This window comes from Gordonia sp. (in: high G+C Gram-positive bacteria) (assembly GCF_012515855.1).
Lineage (GTDB): Bacteria > Actinomycetota > Actinomycetes > Mycobacteriales > Mycobacteriaceae > Gordonia.
Genome location: NZ_JAAYXO010000206.1, coordinates 1 through 13606, shown reverse-complemented (window position 1 = coordinate 13606; position 13606 = coordinate 1). Strand labels below are relative to the sequence as shown.

The 13606-nt window shown below is 68.6% G+C and carries 12 protein-coding genes; 8 read left to right on the top strand and 4 right to left on the bottom strand.

Translation table 11 applies throughout. The annotated features are described in order from the left end of the window. Positions 1-3: 3 nt before the first annotated feature. A complete protein-coding gene (locus GX543_RS14940) occupies positions 4-942 on the bottom strand; it encodes a zinc-binding dehydrogenase (protein WP_290853020.1) in 939 nt (312 codons plus the stop codon). A 36-nt stretch (positions 943-978) separates the two neighbouring features. On the opposite strand from GX543_RS14940, the gene GX543_RS14935 reads away from it, so the two are divergent. Further along, positions 979-2280 carry a TrpB-like pyridoxal phosphate-dependent enzyme gene (locus GX543_RS14935; protein WP_290853018.1) on the top strand — a complete coding sequence of 434 codons (1302 nt, stop codon included), beginning with the start codon at positions 979-981 and terminating at the stop codon, positions 2278-2280. A gap of 90 nt (positions 2281-2370) precedes the next feature. Here the strand turns inward: GX543_RS14935 and GX543_RS14930 are convergent, their stop codons facing one another. Continuing rightward, a complete protein-coding gene (locus tag GX543_RS14930) occupies positions 2371-2631 on the bottom strand; it encodes a metal-sensitive transcriptional regulator (RefSeq protein ID WP_290853016.1) in 261 nt (86 codons plus the stop codon). A gap of 114 nt (positions 2632-2745) precedes the next feature. Here GX543_RS14930 and GX543_RS14925 point away from each other — a divergent pair, with 114 nt between their 5' ends. The 4 genes from GX543_RS14925 to GX543_RS14910 all read left to right on the top strand — a co-directional run bounded on the left by GX543_RS14925 (position 2746) and on the right by GX543_RS14910 (position 9146). Then, positions 2746-4932 carry an MMPL family transporter gene (locus tag GX543_RS14925; protein ID WP_290853015.1) on the top strand — a complete coding sequence of 729 codons (2187 nt, stop codon included), beginning with the start codon at positions 2746-2748 and terminating at the stop codon, positions 4930-4932. Between the two features lie 247 nt (positions 4933-5179). Next, the gene (gene gndA, locus GX543_RS14920) at positions 5180-6625 is read left to right on the top strand and encodes an NADP-dependent phosphogluconate dehydrogenase (protein ID WP_290853014.1); all 1446 of its coding nucleotides are present in this window, start codon (positions 5180-5182) and stop codon (positions 6623-6625) included. A gap of 167 nt (positions 6626-6792) precedes the next feature. Further along, the gene (gene argG, locus GX543_RS14915) at positions 6793-8208 is read left to right on the top strand and encodes an argininosuccinate synthase (RefSeq protein ID WP_290853013.1); all 1416 of its coding nucleotides are present in this window, start codon (positions 6793-6795) and stop codon (positions 8206-8208) included. Positions 8209-8459: 251 nt separating this feature from the next. Then, positions 8460-9146, top strand: a complete 687-nt coding sequence (locus GX543_RS14910) for a polysaccharide deacetylase family protein (RefSeq protein WP_290853011.1) — start codon at positions 8460-8462, stop codon at positions 9144-9146. A 57-nt stretch (positions 9147-9203) separates the two neighbouring features. Here GX543_RS14910 and GX543_RS14905 read toward each other — a convergent pair whose 3' ends face one another. After that, entirely contained in the window at positions 9204-10370 is a 1167-nt protein-coding gene (locus GX543_RS14905; RefSeq protein WP_290853009.1) for a cation:proton antiporter, read from the bottom strand. 136 nt (positions 10371-10506) lie between these two features. Here GX543_RS14905 and GX543_RS14900 point away from each other — a divergent pair, with 136 nt between their 5' ends. Then, positions 10507-11541, top strand: a complete 1035-nt coding sequence (locus tag GX543_RS14900; protein WP_290853007.1) for a BadF/BadG/BcrA/BcrD ATPase family protein — start codon at positions 10507-10509, stop codon at positions 11539-11541. 9 nt (positions 11542-11550) lie between these two features. Here the strand turns inward: GX543_RS14900 and GX543_RS14895 are convergent, their stop codons facing one another. Continuing rightward, a complete protein-coding gene (locus GX543_RS14895; RefSeq protein ID WP_290853006.1) occupies positions 11551-12282 on the bottom strand; it encodes a response regulator in 732 nt (243 codons plus the stop codon). 209 nt (positions 12283-12491) lie between these two features. On the opposite strand from GX543_RS14895, the gene GX543_RS14890 reads away from it, so the two are divergent. Together GX543_RS14890 and GX543_RS14885 are read left to right on the top strand one after the other, a co-directional pair. Further along, positions 12492-13205 carry a LuxR C-terminal-related transcriptional regulator gene (locus tag GX543_RS14890; RefSeq protein WP_290853004.1) on the top strand — a complete coding sequence of 238 codons (714 nt, stop codon included), beginning with the start codon at positions 12492-12494 and terminating at the stop codon, positions 13203-13205. A gap of 14 nt (positions 13206-13219) precedes the next feature. Beyond that, the coding region (locus tag GX543_RS14885) for a hypothetical protein (protein WP_290853002.1) at positions 13220-13606 on the top strand (387 nt) is incomplete at its 3' end.

Here is a 13606-nt window from a genome sequence, read left to right as displayed (position 1 = left end):
TGGTCAGGGGCGCAAGACCACCTTTCCGTGCGCCGCGCCCGACGTCACCAACCGCAGGGCCTCGACGGCGTCGCTGAGCGGGAACACGTGCGCGATCGGCACGGTGAGCTCCCCTGCCGCCAGGAGCCGCAGCAGCTCGCCGCGCACCTTGTCGCGGTAGGCGGCGCTCGCCGGATCCGATCCCGACAGTGCGACGAAACCGTGCTCTGCCGCGGCCTTGCGGTCGACGACGGTGATGATGCGCGAGCGGTCGGCCACCAGGTGCAAGGAGGTCTGCGTGGCCTCCGGCGTGCCTGCGGCGTCGAGCGCGGCGACCACCGGCGCGGGCGCCGCCCGCTGCACCCGTTCCGCCAAGCCCGGACCGTAGACCACCGGGATGCCGCCGAACTGCTCGACGGCCTTCTGCCGATCAGGTCCGGCCGTGCCGACCACGGCGACGTCCGCCATCGCGGCCAGCTGCAGCAGAATCGCTCCGACGGCACCCGACGCCCCGTGGACGAGGATCGTGTCTCCGGCGCGGGCACCCGATCGGGTGAGCATCTCGGCCGCCGTGCACCCGGCCAACAGCAGGCCCGCGGCTTGCTCGTCGGGGACGTCTCGGCCCAGCACGAAGGCCTGCTCCGCGGGAATCGTCATCTCGGTCGCATAGGCCCCGTGGACGCGGAAGGCCGCGACCCGGTCGCCGACCGCCACCCGTCCGCTTGCCGCGCGAGTATCGGGGCCGACGGCGGTCACCACGCCGGCCAGCTCGTAGCCGATCGGCGCGGGGAAGTCGGCGGGATCGCTGATCCGCGCGACGTGTTTGAGATCGGCCGGATTCACCCCGGCCGCGCTGACCCGAACGGTCAGTTCACCGGCCCCGGGATCTGCGGGTTCGCAGGGAACCGCGGCGAAGTCGTCCAACCCGGCGTCGCCGTCCGCCACCCACCTGATGCCCACCATGTGCCGCACCCTACCGCCCCAACTATTGTGACCTCCATGACAAGCAATGTTGATGCGTCGAATCCCGACTTGGTGACGGTGGACGTCCCGACCCACTGGTACAACCTCGCGGCCGAGCTCGACGAGCCGATTCCGCCGCACCTGCACCCCGGCACCAAGGAGCCGGTGGGCCCGGAGGACCTCGCGGCGCTGTTCCCCGCGGGGCTCATCGAGCAGGAGGTCTCCACCGAGGCCTACATCGAGATCCCCGAGGCCGTCCGTGAGATCTACCAGATGTGGCGCCCGTCGCCGCTGTTCCGCGCCCGAAAGTTCGAGGAAGCGCTGAACACCAAGGCGCACATCTACGTGAAGTACGAGGGCGTGAGCCCGGTCGGCAGCCACAAGACCAACTCGGCCGTCGCGCAGGCGTATTACAACAGCATCGACGGCGTGAAGAAGCTGACCACCGAGACCGGCGCCGGACAGTGGGGCAGCGCCCTCTCGTTCGCCGGCGCGCAGTTCGGGATCGACGTCGAGGTGTGGCAGGTCCGCGCGTCGTACGATTCCAAGCCGTACCGCGGCTTCCTGATCCGCACCTACGGCGGCACGCTGCATCCCAGCCCGTCCGACCTCACCGAGTCCGGTCGCGCGATGCTCGCCAAGGATCCCAACACCACCGGCAGCCTGGGCATGGCCGTCTCGGAGGCCGTCGAGGTGGCCGCCAAGAACGACGACACCCGCTACGCCCTCGGCAGCGTGCTGAACCACGTGGTCCTGCACCAGAGCGTGATCGGCCAGGAGGCCGTCGACCAGCTGTACGCCGTGGAGCCGGGCGGCGCCGACATCGTGTTCGGCTGCGCGGGCGGCGGATCGAACCTCGCGGGCCTCTCGTTCCCGTTCCTGCGCGAGAAGATCCACGGGCGCTCCAACCCGCGCATCGTCGCTGCCGAGCCGGCCGCGTGCCCGTCGATCACCCAGGGCGAGTACCGCTACGACCACGGTGACGTGGCAGGTCTGACGCCGCTGCTCAAGATGCACACCCTCGGTATGGACTTCGTCCCGGACCCGATCCACGCCGGTGGCCTGCGCTACCACGGCATGGCGCCCGCGCTGAGCCACACCGTCGAGCTCGGTCTGGTGGAAGGCACCGCGATCGCGCAGCACGACGCCTTCGAGGCCGGTGTGCTGTTCGCCCGCACCCAGGGCATCGTCCCGGCCCCGGAATCGACCCACGCCATCGCCGCCTGTGCCGCACATGTGGCGAACAGCGACAAGGAAGAGGTCGTCGTGATCGGCCTGTCCGGCCACGGCCAGCTCGATCTGCCGTCGTACGCGGCGTTCCTCGACGGCGGTTTCTGACCCCGCCCCGTGCATACCGACAGCACCCCCTCGCCGATCTCGGCGAGGGGGTGCTGTCGTCTTCGGTCATCGGTAGGTCCGAGACCTGCGTCAGGCCATCGATAGGAACAGCTTCTCCAACTTGGCGGTGTCGACGTTCTCGGGGCCCTCTTCGATGAGGCAGGTCCGCAGCCCGGTCGCGACCAGCGCGTAGCCGCCGCGGCCGATCGCCTTGTTGACCGCTGCGAGCTGGGTCAGCGCGTCCTCGCACTCCGCGCCCTCTTCGAGCATCCGGATCACCGTCGCGAGATGGCCGTGCGCTCGCCGCAGGCGGGTGAGGATCGGCTTGAGTTCGTCGTCGGGGAGCTGCATGGCTGGGCCGCCTTCTGGTTGTCGTGGCTGTTCACACCACTATTGCACAACCCCCAGGGGGGATGCTAGTGTCCCTCGTGTGGAACCCCCCAGGGGGATATGACGAGGAGAGTTATGAGCAACAGAGTTCGAGACGGGGAGAATCCGTCGGCGGAGCCCGCCGAGGATCCTCACGACACCGGTTCGACCCCCAAGAAGCACGGACCGCTGGCGCGCCTGGGCCTCTGGGCCACCGCCCACGGCAAGATGGTCGCGGCCGTCTGGATCCTCCTGGTGGTGGGCCTGGGCATCTTCGCGCCGTTCGTCGAGAAGAACCTGTCCGGTGCCGGTTGGCAGGCCGAGGGCTCGGATTCGGTCGCTGCGCGCGAACTGGCCGTCGAGCACTTCGGGGGCCAGGCGTCGTCGGCCATCCAGGTGGTCCTGGCCTCGGAGCAGCCGCTCACCGAGGGCGACGGTCCGCGGATCCTCGCGGAGGTGACCGAGAAGCTGCAGGCCGACGACCGCATCAGTGAGATCGTCGCGCCGATGCCGGGCGCCACGCTGTCGCCCGACGGCAAGACCGGCGTCGTGCTGGCCGGTGCCGGCGCCGACACCAACGACATGGTCCGAGCGGCCACCGACCTGACTCCGGCGCTGCAGGAACTGTCGACGGAGACGATCACCGTCGCACCGACCGGCGCCTCCGTCCTGTGGTCGGACTTCAACTCCGCGAACCTCTCGGCCATGCTGAAGTCGGAGATGATCTCCTGGCCGGTCACGCTGGGCATTCTGGTGCTCGCGTTCGGTGCGCTGGTCGCCGCCGGCCTGCCGCTGCTGCTGACCCTGGCGGGTCTGATCGCCTCCGCGGGTGTGCTGGTCCTGCTCAATGAGCTGATGCCGGTCTCGATCTGGGCGATGAACTTCGCGATGATGTTCGCCCTCGCGCTGGGCATCGACTACGCACTGTTCCTTGTGGTCCGCTTCCGCGCAGCCCGGATGGGGCAGAAGCTGTCGATGCGCGATTCGATAGCGCAGACCATGGACACAGCAGGTAAAGCCATCCTGCTCTCGGGCGTCACCGTCTTGATCTCCCTGTCCGCGGTCATGCTGGTTCCCTCGCCTGCATTCCGATCCATGGCGGGCGGAATCATGATCTCGGTGGTCTTCGTCCTAGCGGCGACATTGACCTTGTTGCCGCTGGTTCTGGCCAAGCTCGACAATCGCATCAACAAGTTCGCGCTGCCGTGGTCGAAGGCTGGCGAGCACCGGTCGCCAGGGTTCGAGCGGTGGGCGCAGCGCCTGTGGCGTCAGCCGCTGCGCTGGGGTGGTGCCGCGTTGGTCATCCTGGTCGCGTTGGCCATCCCGCTGGTGGGTCTCACCACGGCGATGCCGTCGATCAAGGTGCTGCCTGAGGATTCGAGCGCACGCGTCGGCTACGACTACGTCCAGGCCGGGCTCGGCGAAGGCGCCCCGGGCATGCTGTCGATCGTCGTCCCGACCGACGAGGTCGCCGCGACCGAGCAGGTGCTCAAGGCGGAGCCGGGCATCGCCGCCGCAATGCCCGCGATGGAGCCGACCGACGGCGTCGACCTGCGGATGATCCAGGCCGTGCCGACCGTCGACCCCTCCGATCCCGCACTGGCGCAGACGGTCGAGAACCTGCGCGCCGATCTGCCCGACGGAGCACTCGTCGGCGGAGCCGCGGTGGAGAACCTCGACCTGAAGGCGCAGCTCGACACGTCGACTCCGATCGTCATCGCCGTGGTGATGGTCCTGGGCTTCCTGCTGCTGCTGGTCGCCTTGCAGGCGCCGCTGATCTCCCTGCTCGGCACCCTGGTCAGCCTGCTGTCCACAGCAGCGGCCTTCGGTGTGGCGCGGTTGATCTTCCAGGACGGCATCGGAGCGTCGTTCTTCGGCTTCGAATCGCAGGGCTTCCTCGACGCCTGGGCGCCGGTGTTCTTCTTCGCGATGATCTTCGCGATCGCGATGGACTACACGGTGTTCCTGCTGGCCTCGGCTAAGGAACACTGGGAGAAGGAGGGCACGGCCAAGGCCGCCATGGTCGGTGCGGTGGCGCACTCGGGCCGGGTGATCTTCGCCGCGGGCGGCGTCATGGTCGCGGTGTTCTTCACCTTCGCGCTGTCGGGCCCGCTGCCCCCCAAGGAGATGGGCATCATCCTGGGTGTCGCCGTCCTGCTGGACGCGTTCCTGGTCCGCCTGGTCCTGCTGCCGGTGATCCTGCGCCTGACCGGCAAGGCCGCGTGGGCATCGCCGAAGTGGCTGCAGAAGATCCTGCCGAAGATCAGCTTCGCGCACGACTAGAGCACGCAAAGGTCCGACGATGATCGGATGAACTGCAGTGAGGTCGGACCCACCGGGTCCGGCCTCACTGCGTTGTTCGGTGGGTTGCTCGACGGGCTGTACGGCGCATGCCCGCCTTGGCGTGACGCGGCTCACCGCCACCCGGCGGTCGCGCCGAAGGGTCGGTACAGGGACAATCGAGCGGGTAGTACTGAAAGTTGGGCAAGGGCCGGGCGCTCGGCGGCCGGAAGACAAGAGAAGGAATTCCATGGTCGAATCAGGACGTCTCGCACAGATCGGTGTCACCGGACTCGCGGTGATGGGCTCGAACATCGCCCGCAACTTCGCCAATCACGGACACACCGTCGCTCTGCACAACCGCAGCATCGGCAAGACCGACGCGCTCATCGCCGAGCACGGCAGCGAGGGCGACTTCATCCGCACCGAGACGATGGCCGAGTTCGTGGCCGCGCTCGAGCGCCCGCGCCGCGTCCTGATCATGGTCAAGGCCGGCGACGCGACCGACTCGGTGATCGAAGAGCTCGCGAGCCTCATGGAGCCCGGCGACATCATCATCGACGGCGGCAACTCGCTCTACACCGACACCATCCGCCGCGAGGCCGCGATGGCCGCGCGCGGACTCAACTTCGTCGGCGCGGGCATCTCCGGCGGCGAGGAGGGCGCGCTCAACGGCCCGTCGATCATGCCGGGCGGTCCCGCCGAGTCGTACGAGTCGCTGGGCCCGCTGCTGGAGTCGATCTCCGCACACGTCGACGGCGTTCCCTGCTGCACCCACATCGGTCCCGACGGCTCGGGCCACTTTGTGAAGATGGTGCACAACGGCATCGAGTACGCCGACATGCAGCTCATCGGCGAGGCCTACGACCTGATGCGCAACGTGCTCGGCATGGAGGTCGCCGAGATCGCCGACGTCTTCCGCGAGTGGAACACCGGCGTCCTCGACAGCTACCTCATCGAGATCACCGCCGAGGTGCTCTCGCAGGTCGACGCCGAGACCGGCAAGCCGCTGGTCGACGTGATCGTCGACGCCGCAGGCCAGAAGGGTACCGGCCGCTGGACCGTGAAGTCGGCTCTCGACCTCGGCATCCCGACCACCGGCATCGCCGAGGCGGTCTTCGCCCGCGCCCTGTCGAGCTCCACCGCCCAGCGCAAGAACGCGCAGGGCCTGGCGGCGGGCACCACCGGCGCGCTGGCGCCCGAAGACAAGGCCGCGTTCGTCGAAGACATCCGCAAGGCGCTGTACGCGTCGAAGGTCGTCGCGTACTCGCAGGGCTTCGATCAGATCGCCGCGGGCAGCGCCGAGTACGGCTGGAACGTGGAGCCGGGCAAGCTCGCCACCATCTGGCGCGGCGGCTGCATCATCCGCGCCAAGTTCCTCGACCGTATCCGCGAGGCCTACGCCGAGAACCCGGAGCTCCCGGCCCTGCTGCTGGCGCCGTACTTCCGCGATGCCGTCGAAGACTCTGTCGAGAGCTGGCGTCGAGTGATCATCACCGCCACCGGCATGGGCGTCCCGGTGCCCGCGTTCGCGTCGTCGCTGTCGTACTACGACGCGCTGCGTGCCGAGCGCCTGCCTGCAGCCCTGACCCAGGGCCTCCGCGACTACTTCGGCGCACACACCTACCTGCGCGTCGACAAGCCCGGCTCGTTCCACACACTGTGGAGCGGCGATCGCAGCGAGGTCGAGGCGTAGTTCCGCAAACTTCAGGCCGGAGACAGGCCGCCGAGGGCAATCTTCCCTCACGGTCCCGTCTCCGGCCTGTTTTCGTCGGCGGTCGCGACGGCAGCGGCGTGACGAAATCCGAACGCGCCGACCGGACCCGGTTTCGTATGGGCCGAAGCACTGTTTAAGCTGGACATATGTCGAAGGTGCTGAGCTCATTGCCGAAGGGAGAGCGCGTCGGTATCGCGTTCTCGGGTGGTCTGGATACGTCTGTCGCTGTTGCTTGGATGCGCGAAAAGGGCGCTATCCCATGCACTTACACCGCAGACCTCGGTCAGGCGGACGAGCCCGACATCGCGTCGGTGCCCGGCCGCGCGGGCCAGTACGGCGCTGAGATCTCGCGCCTCGTCGACTGCCGCTCCGCTCTGGTGGAGGAAGGATTCGCCGCACTACAGTGTGGTGCCTTCCACATTCGCAGCTCCGGCAAGACCTACTTCAACACCACGCCGCTCGGCCGTGTCGTCACCGGCATGCTGCTCGTCCGCGCCATGAAGGAAGACGGCGTCGACATCTGGGGCGACGGCTCCACCTACAAGGGCAACGACATCGAGCGGTTCTACCGCTACGGCCTGATGGCGAACCCGAACCTGCGGATCTACAAGCCGTGGCTCGACACCCAGTTCGTCGAGGAGCTCGGCGGTCGCGACGAGATGAGCCAGTGGCTCGTCGAGCGCAACCTGCCGTACCGCGACTCGCAGGAGAAGGCGTACTCCACCGACGCCAACATCTGGGGCGCCACCCACGAGGCCAAGACCCTCGAGCACCTCGACCACGGCCTGGACGTCGTGGAGCCGATCATGGGCGTCGCCGCGTGGCGCGACGACGTCGAGGTCAAGACCGAAGACGTCACCATCCGCTTCGAGCAGGGCCGCCCGGTCGCGATCAACGGCGAGGTCTTCGACGACGCCGTCGCCCTGGTCCTCAAGGCCAACGAGATCGGCGGCCGCCACGGACTCGGCGTCTCCGACCAGATCGAGAACCGCATCATCGAGGCCAAGTCGCGCGGCATCTACGAGGCCCCGGGCATGGCACTGCTCCACATCGGTTACGAGCGCCTCGTCAACGCGATCCACAACGAAGACACCGTGGCGAACTACCACAACGAGGGTCGTCGCCTGGGTCGCCTGATGTACGAAGGCCGCTGGATGGACTCGCAGGCGCTGATGCTGCGCGAGGCACTGGTCCGCTGGGTCGCCTCCGCCGTGACCGGTGAGGTGACCGTCCGCCTGCGCCGCGGCGACGACTACCACTTCCTGAACACCACCGGCCCCGGCCTGTCGTACCACCCGGACAAGCTGTCGATGGAGCGCGTCGGCGACGCCGCGTTCGGCCCGTCGGACCGCATCGGTCAGCTCACCATGCGCAACCTCGACATCGCCGACTCGCGCTCCCGTCTCGAGCAGTACGCGCAGCTCGGCATCGTCGGCGGTGCGACCGCTGATCTGGTCGGCGAGCTGTCGGCCGGTGGCGCGGACGCCATCGCGGGCGGCCAGCCCGAGGACGCGGCCTCCGAGGCCCTCGATAGGGCCGCGATCGACTTCGGCGTCGACTAGGCACCGATCTGACACGCAAGAAGCCCGTAGCGCGCCGCACCTTATTGGTCGGCGCGCTCGGTGTCGGTGCCCTGGGCCTTGGCGGTGCCGCCGTTCGGATGGGTGACGGCGGGGCGCCGGTCGGGGTCGCCGAAGCCGAGACGACCGCCTCGACCAGAACCACGGTCGCGGCGTCGAGTGCCCCCTCGACCCCTGCCTCCTTTACCTCAGCCCCCTCGATCTCTGGGCCCGCCGCACCGGGAACCTCACCGGTGGTCGACCGTGTTCTCCTCGACCGTCGACCCACCCGCTGGGGAACCCACATGCCCGGCATCGTGGACCGCGTCGGCACCGTGCGCGGTCGGCCGACCCTGGCACTGACCTTCGACGCATGCGGCGGTCCGGGCGGACGCGGCTACGACGCCGATCTGATCGCGCTGCTGCGCGCCGAACGCATTCCGGCGACGCTGTTCCTGAACGAGCGGTGGGTCCGTGTCCACCGCGGACTGACGGCGGAGCTGGCGCGCGATCGGTTGTTCGCGATCGCCTCGCACGGGTCCCGGCACAGTCCGCTCAGCGTGGACGGACGCTCGGCATACGGGATCGCCGGTACTCGCTCCGGGCGCGGCGTGCTGGCCGAGATCGAACCCAATCAACGTCTGCTGACCGAAGTGACCGGGACGGTGCCGCGCTGGTTCCGAGCGGGAACCGCGCACTACGACGACGTGGCGGTCGAGATCGTGCGCCGCAGCGGCTTGCGCGTGGCCGGCTTCACGGTGAACGCCGACGACGGCGCGACCGCCCGCCCGGACTCGGTCCGACAGCGACTGGTGAACGCCCCCGACGGTGCGATCGTGCTGGCGCACATGAACCAGCCGCGCGGCGCCACGTGCGACGGACTGCGGGCCGCGCTGCCCGCGTTGAAGGCGGCGCGGACACGCTTCGTGCGACTGACCTGAGTTCGCGGCACGGTCGGAGACCTTCGCCATGTCTAGTGTCGGCGCACACCGCGCCGGTCATGCCTTCGCCGTAGGTTTCCGCACCAGGGTGGCCGTCGCCGGGAACAGCAGCACCGACAGCATGCCGCCGCCGACGAGGACCGCGGCCGCGGTAGCGGAGATGTAGCCTTCGGCGACGCCGGTGCTGGTGGCGACAATGATGATCGGCAGCCCGGTGGCACCCATCAGGGCCACCGACAGCTTGGTGCGACGATCGCTGCCCTCGGGCGCGGCCAGTGCCGACGGCAGCCCGCGTACAAGGAACAGTGCCAGGGTCACCAATGGGACCAGGGCCAGCGTCCAGGGCTTCTCGAGCAGCGCGTCCAGGTCGAAGCTGATGCCGGTGACGATGAAGAAGATCGGGATGAGGAAGCCGAAGGCGAGGCCCTCGATCTTGCTCTCCACCGCCTCCTGGATGTCGTGGGAGGCGTCCCGAATCAGGAGCTGCCAGATGATGCCCGCGGTGAACGCGCCGAGAAGGATGTCGACCTCGAGCCAGGCGCTCAAGGCCACCAGCGCGGCGACGATGAGCAGCACCAGGCGGATGGCGAACTGCGCCGAGGTGTGGAGCGTGGCGTCGACGAACCGGTGGAGCCTGCCGTGCTCCGCCCGATGTGCCCGCCAGATCGCGAAGAGGGCGACCACCGCGAACACCACCAGCACCAGGATTGCGACGATCGCCGATCGATGCGACAGCACCACCGAGATCGCGATGATGGGTCCGAACTCGCCGACCGTGCCGATGGCGCCGACCGCGTGACCGAACGGAGTACTCAGCTCGCGGTTGTCGCGCAAGACGGGAATCAGCGTGCCGAGCGCGGTCGATGACAACGCGATGCCGATGATCACCGCCCCGATTCCGGGCACCAGCACCCAGCCGACCGCGACCCCGATCGCGAAACTGAGGAACCAGCCCAGCCATGCTCGGGTGCCGGTGCGGCCGCGCAGGGCCGACGCATTCAGCTCGGTGCCTGCCATGAAGAACAGCATCGCCACGCCGATCTCCGACAGCATGTCGAGGGCCGAGCCGGGTTCGAGCAGGCCGAGAACCGACGGACCCACCAGAATGCCGAGCAGCAGTTCGAAGACGATGACTGGAATGGCGACCCACCGTCGCACGCTGCGGGTGATCAACGGAGCCAACGCCGCAAGTAGCGGCACAATGACGAGGGTGGCAGCGGTCACCCTCCGAGCGTAGTCAGTTCGACGGGTCGGTGACGCAGGATGATCGCAGGTTGGTGTGAATCGATGTCTAGCCTGGAGTCGGTGTCGGGCGGTCCACTGCCGCGACTCGCATTCGGTCCAGCGGAAAGTGGGAGCTATGGAGCGCGTACGGGTCGCCGTCGATTGCGGCGGTACCAGCAGCAAAGCCGTGCTTCTCGTCGACGGTGTAGACAGAGCAGGCTCCGGTCCCATCCGCTTCGACAGCACCGCCACGCTGTCCGGCTATCTGGACCCGGCGCGCATCGCGGACGTGATGCGCGAGATCCTCGCCCCGATCGAACACCGTTACGTCGACGACGGTTTCGGTGGTGTGCCGGTGGTCGTGGTGATCGCGGCGGCCGGGTTCGTCGACGGTCTCCGCGACGAGTACCAGCGCGCGGCCGAGGAGGTGGTCGCCGAGTCGTTCGATGGCGCGGTGCGGGCCGTCGCGGTGCTGAACGATGCCGTCGGACTGCTACTTGGACACGATTCGGACGGGGTGGTGGTGGCCGGGACCGGATCGAGCGTGCTGGTGCGCGCGACCGACGGGTCGGTGGTGCAGTGCGGCGGCCACGATTGGGTCGGTGGCGACGAGGGCTCGGCCTTCTGGGTCGGCCTCGACGGCATTCGCGCGGTCGCTCGTGACGTCGAAGAAGGCATCGAGACGCCGTTGCGGAAACAGTTCCGCCGGAGCTATGGCGGTGTAGAACAGAACAGCGCCGACTGGGAGGCCCGGACGTTTCGCGACCTGGCGGTGGCCGGACCGCGGATGAAAGCCGAGATCGCGCGGTTCGCGATCGGTGTCTGCTCCGCGGCCGCGCAGGGCGATGCCCGGGCGACGGGGATCGTGCAGACCCAGTCCGACGAGCTCGCGACGACGGTGGCGCGTGCGATGCGCGGTGCGAACTGGCCCGCCGACCGCGACGTCACGATGGTCGAGTGCGGAGGCATGGCGGGCGACCAGCTGTATCGCGAGGCGTTCCGATCGGCGGTGGAGCGCCGCACGGGCGGTCTCGTCGGTGGGATTCGATGGCACGCGGTGCACGACGGGCTGGATGCCGTCGCCGCCCTCGCCGGGAGCGATCTGCGCTGGCCGGCCTCCTTCGGAACGCACCGACCGTTGGTGGTGCGGGCGATCTCCGACGTCGATTGAGCGCCGGGGTCAGTCGGCCGACAGCACGTCGGCGTGACCGTTCCGGCGGCACCAACTGACCAGGTAGCGGGCGTGGAAACCGCACCACCGGTAGACGGCGCCCTGCGTCAGCGGGAGTGACGCGTCGTGCTCGCCGCGAGCAACCATGATCGGCCCGAGGTAGTGGCTGGTCACCTTGTTCGCGGTGCTGGGGGCCACCTTGGCGGCGTGCGCGAGTGAGGCGTTGTCGGTGGCGCGGCCTGCCGCGATCGCGCCTGCCAGCCGGCCCGCAGTGCTTCCTCGTCTGCCCTGCAGGTGGGTGTACAGCGGCTCGGTCGTGGCAGCGTGCGGGGTCGCGGGCAAGCGGTTGCCGAGAGCCACCGAGCGAATCGAATCCATCAGCGGGTGCAGGCCGGACGACTTCGGGAACACGCCCCAGACCTCGTCGCGCAGCCGGGCCTCGTCGAGGTGGTCGAGTTCCATGCTGTGCCCCTGGGTGGCGAGGATGACCGGCGCCAGCCGGTCGACCTCACGGAGTCGGTCGATGGCGTCGAGGCCGTCGAAGGTCCACTCGGTCTCGGGCTGATTCCATACGAGGTCGGCGGCGACGACGTCGTAGCGCACGTGCCCGGTGATCGCTCGATCGAACTCGGACTCGGTGGCGGCGACGGTGACCGTCACGTCCGGGAAGTTCGCTTCCAGCGGAGCCGCGACGATGCGTCCCAGCGGGGAGGCGATGAGGATGCGCAGACCGGTCGACACGTGTCAGATCTTACCTAGAAATTCTAGATCGAGCATGATCGCGCATGGGGGTGGTCTGATTCGTGCGCGAACTTCTACCTGAAAAGCCCAAAGTGGATGATTGCCTCGCTGTTTCAGCGTACGCGGGGCACCAGGATTCTCTCTATCGGAAAGTGCGTTTGATTCTGGAGAGAGGCCACCGATCAATGACGATCGCGGAAAGCACACTCATGACCGGCAACGCGGGAGCCCGCGACCACGAGCCTCGTGAGGGCGGGGTTCGAGACAGGGGACTGCGATTGCGGAGCGTGCGCCATGCGCCCGTTGTCCGCGCCTGCCCGCGACCCGTCGAATCTCTGCCCGCGAGCAGCGTGGACGCGGTCGGGGTGGTCGCCCGCAGTCCGTTCGAAGGTGAGGCCACCGCGTCGTGGGTACGATCGCTCGGCTACGACGCGGCAGGGATCGAGGTCGGCCATCTCGCCGAGCAGGTCGCGCTCCCGCGCGTCCTGCTGGTCCACGGGGTGCAGACGTCGGCGCTCCTGCCGCGGGAGGTGACTGATCGGGCCTGCGTGATCGTGCTGACCGATGCGGCAGAACCGGCGAGGGTGGTCGGCCGGGCGCGCGTGATCGTCAACGGCCGGGCCGCCTCCGGCGAGGTGAAGGCAGCCATCGCGCAGGCCCTCGGCAGTGCGGCCGACGGACGGGTCGCGATGTCGCCGCGCGAGCAGGAAGTGCTGGCCACCTATGTGCTGGGCGCAACGGTCGCCGAGACGGCAGCGGAACACTTCATCGCCGAGTGCACGGTGCGCACCCACTACCGTCGCGTGTCGCGGCGTTACGAGCAGTCGGGCCGAGCGGTGGCGAACAAGGCCCAATTGCTGCTCGCGATGGTCGCGGACGGCTGGCTGCGGCTCGATGGGTCGCTGGGACCCGCGCAGGAGTAGGAGCAGGACGGTACATGACTGGACGCCAGCAGCGTGAACCCCGGCAGGGCGAGCCCGAACCGGACGGGCAACTGTCACGCCTCGACGCCTTCGCGCAGATGCTGTCGAGCGTCCACGCCGACGTGTGCGCCGGGAGGTTGGGCTTCACGGCCGCCATGTTTCGGATTCGAGCGCTGCTGCCTTCCGGCGTCAATCTGCTCGACGACCTCAGCCCACTCGACGACCGCACTGCGGCACCCCTCGCGGCGTTGCGGGGCAGGATCCCCGCAAACGACACCAGCGCAGACGACACCAGCGCAGGCGGCACCGTTCCACCTGATGTCGAGACCGATGCGGAGCGGAGCTGGGATCCCACGGTGGTGACGGCGGTGGTGCTTCAGAGTCTGCTGGTCGGGGCCGAC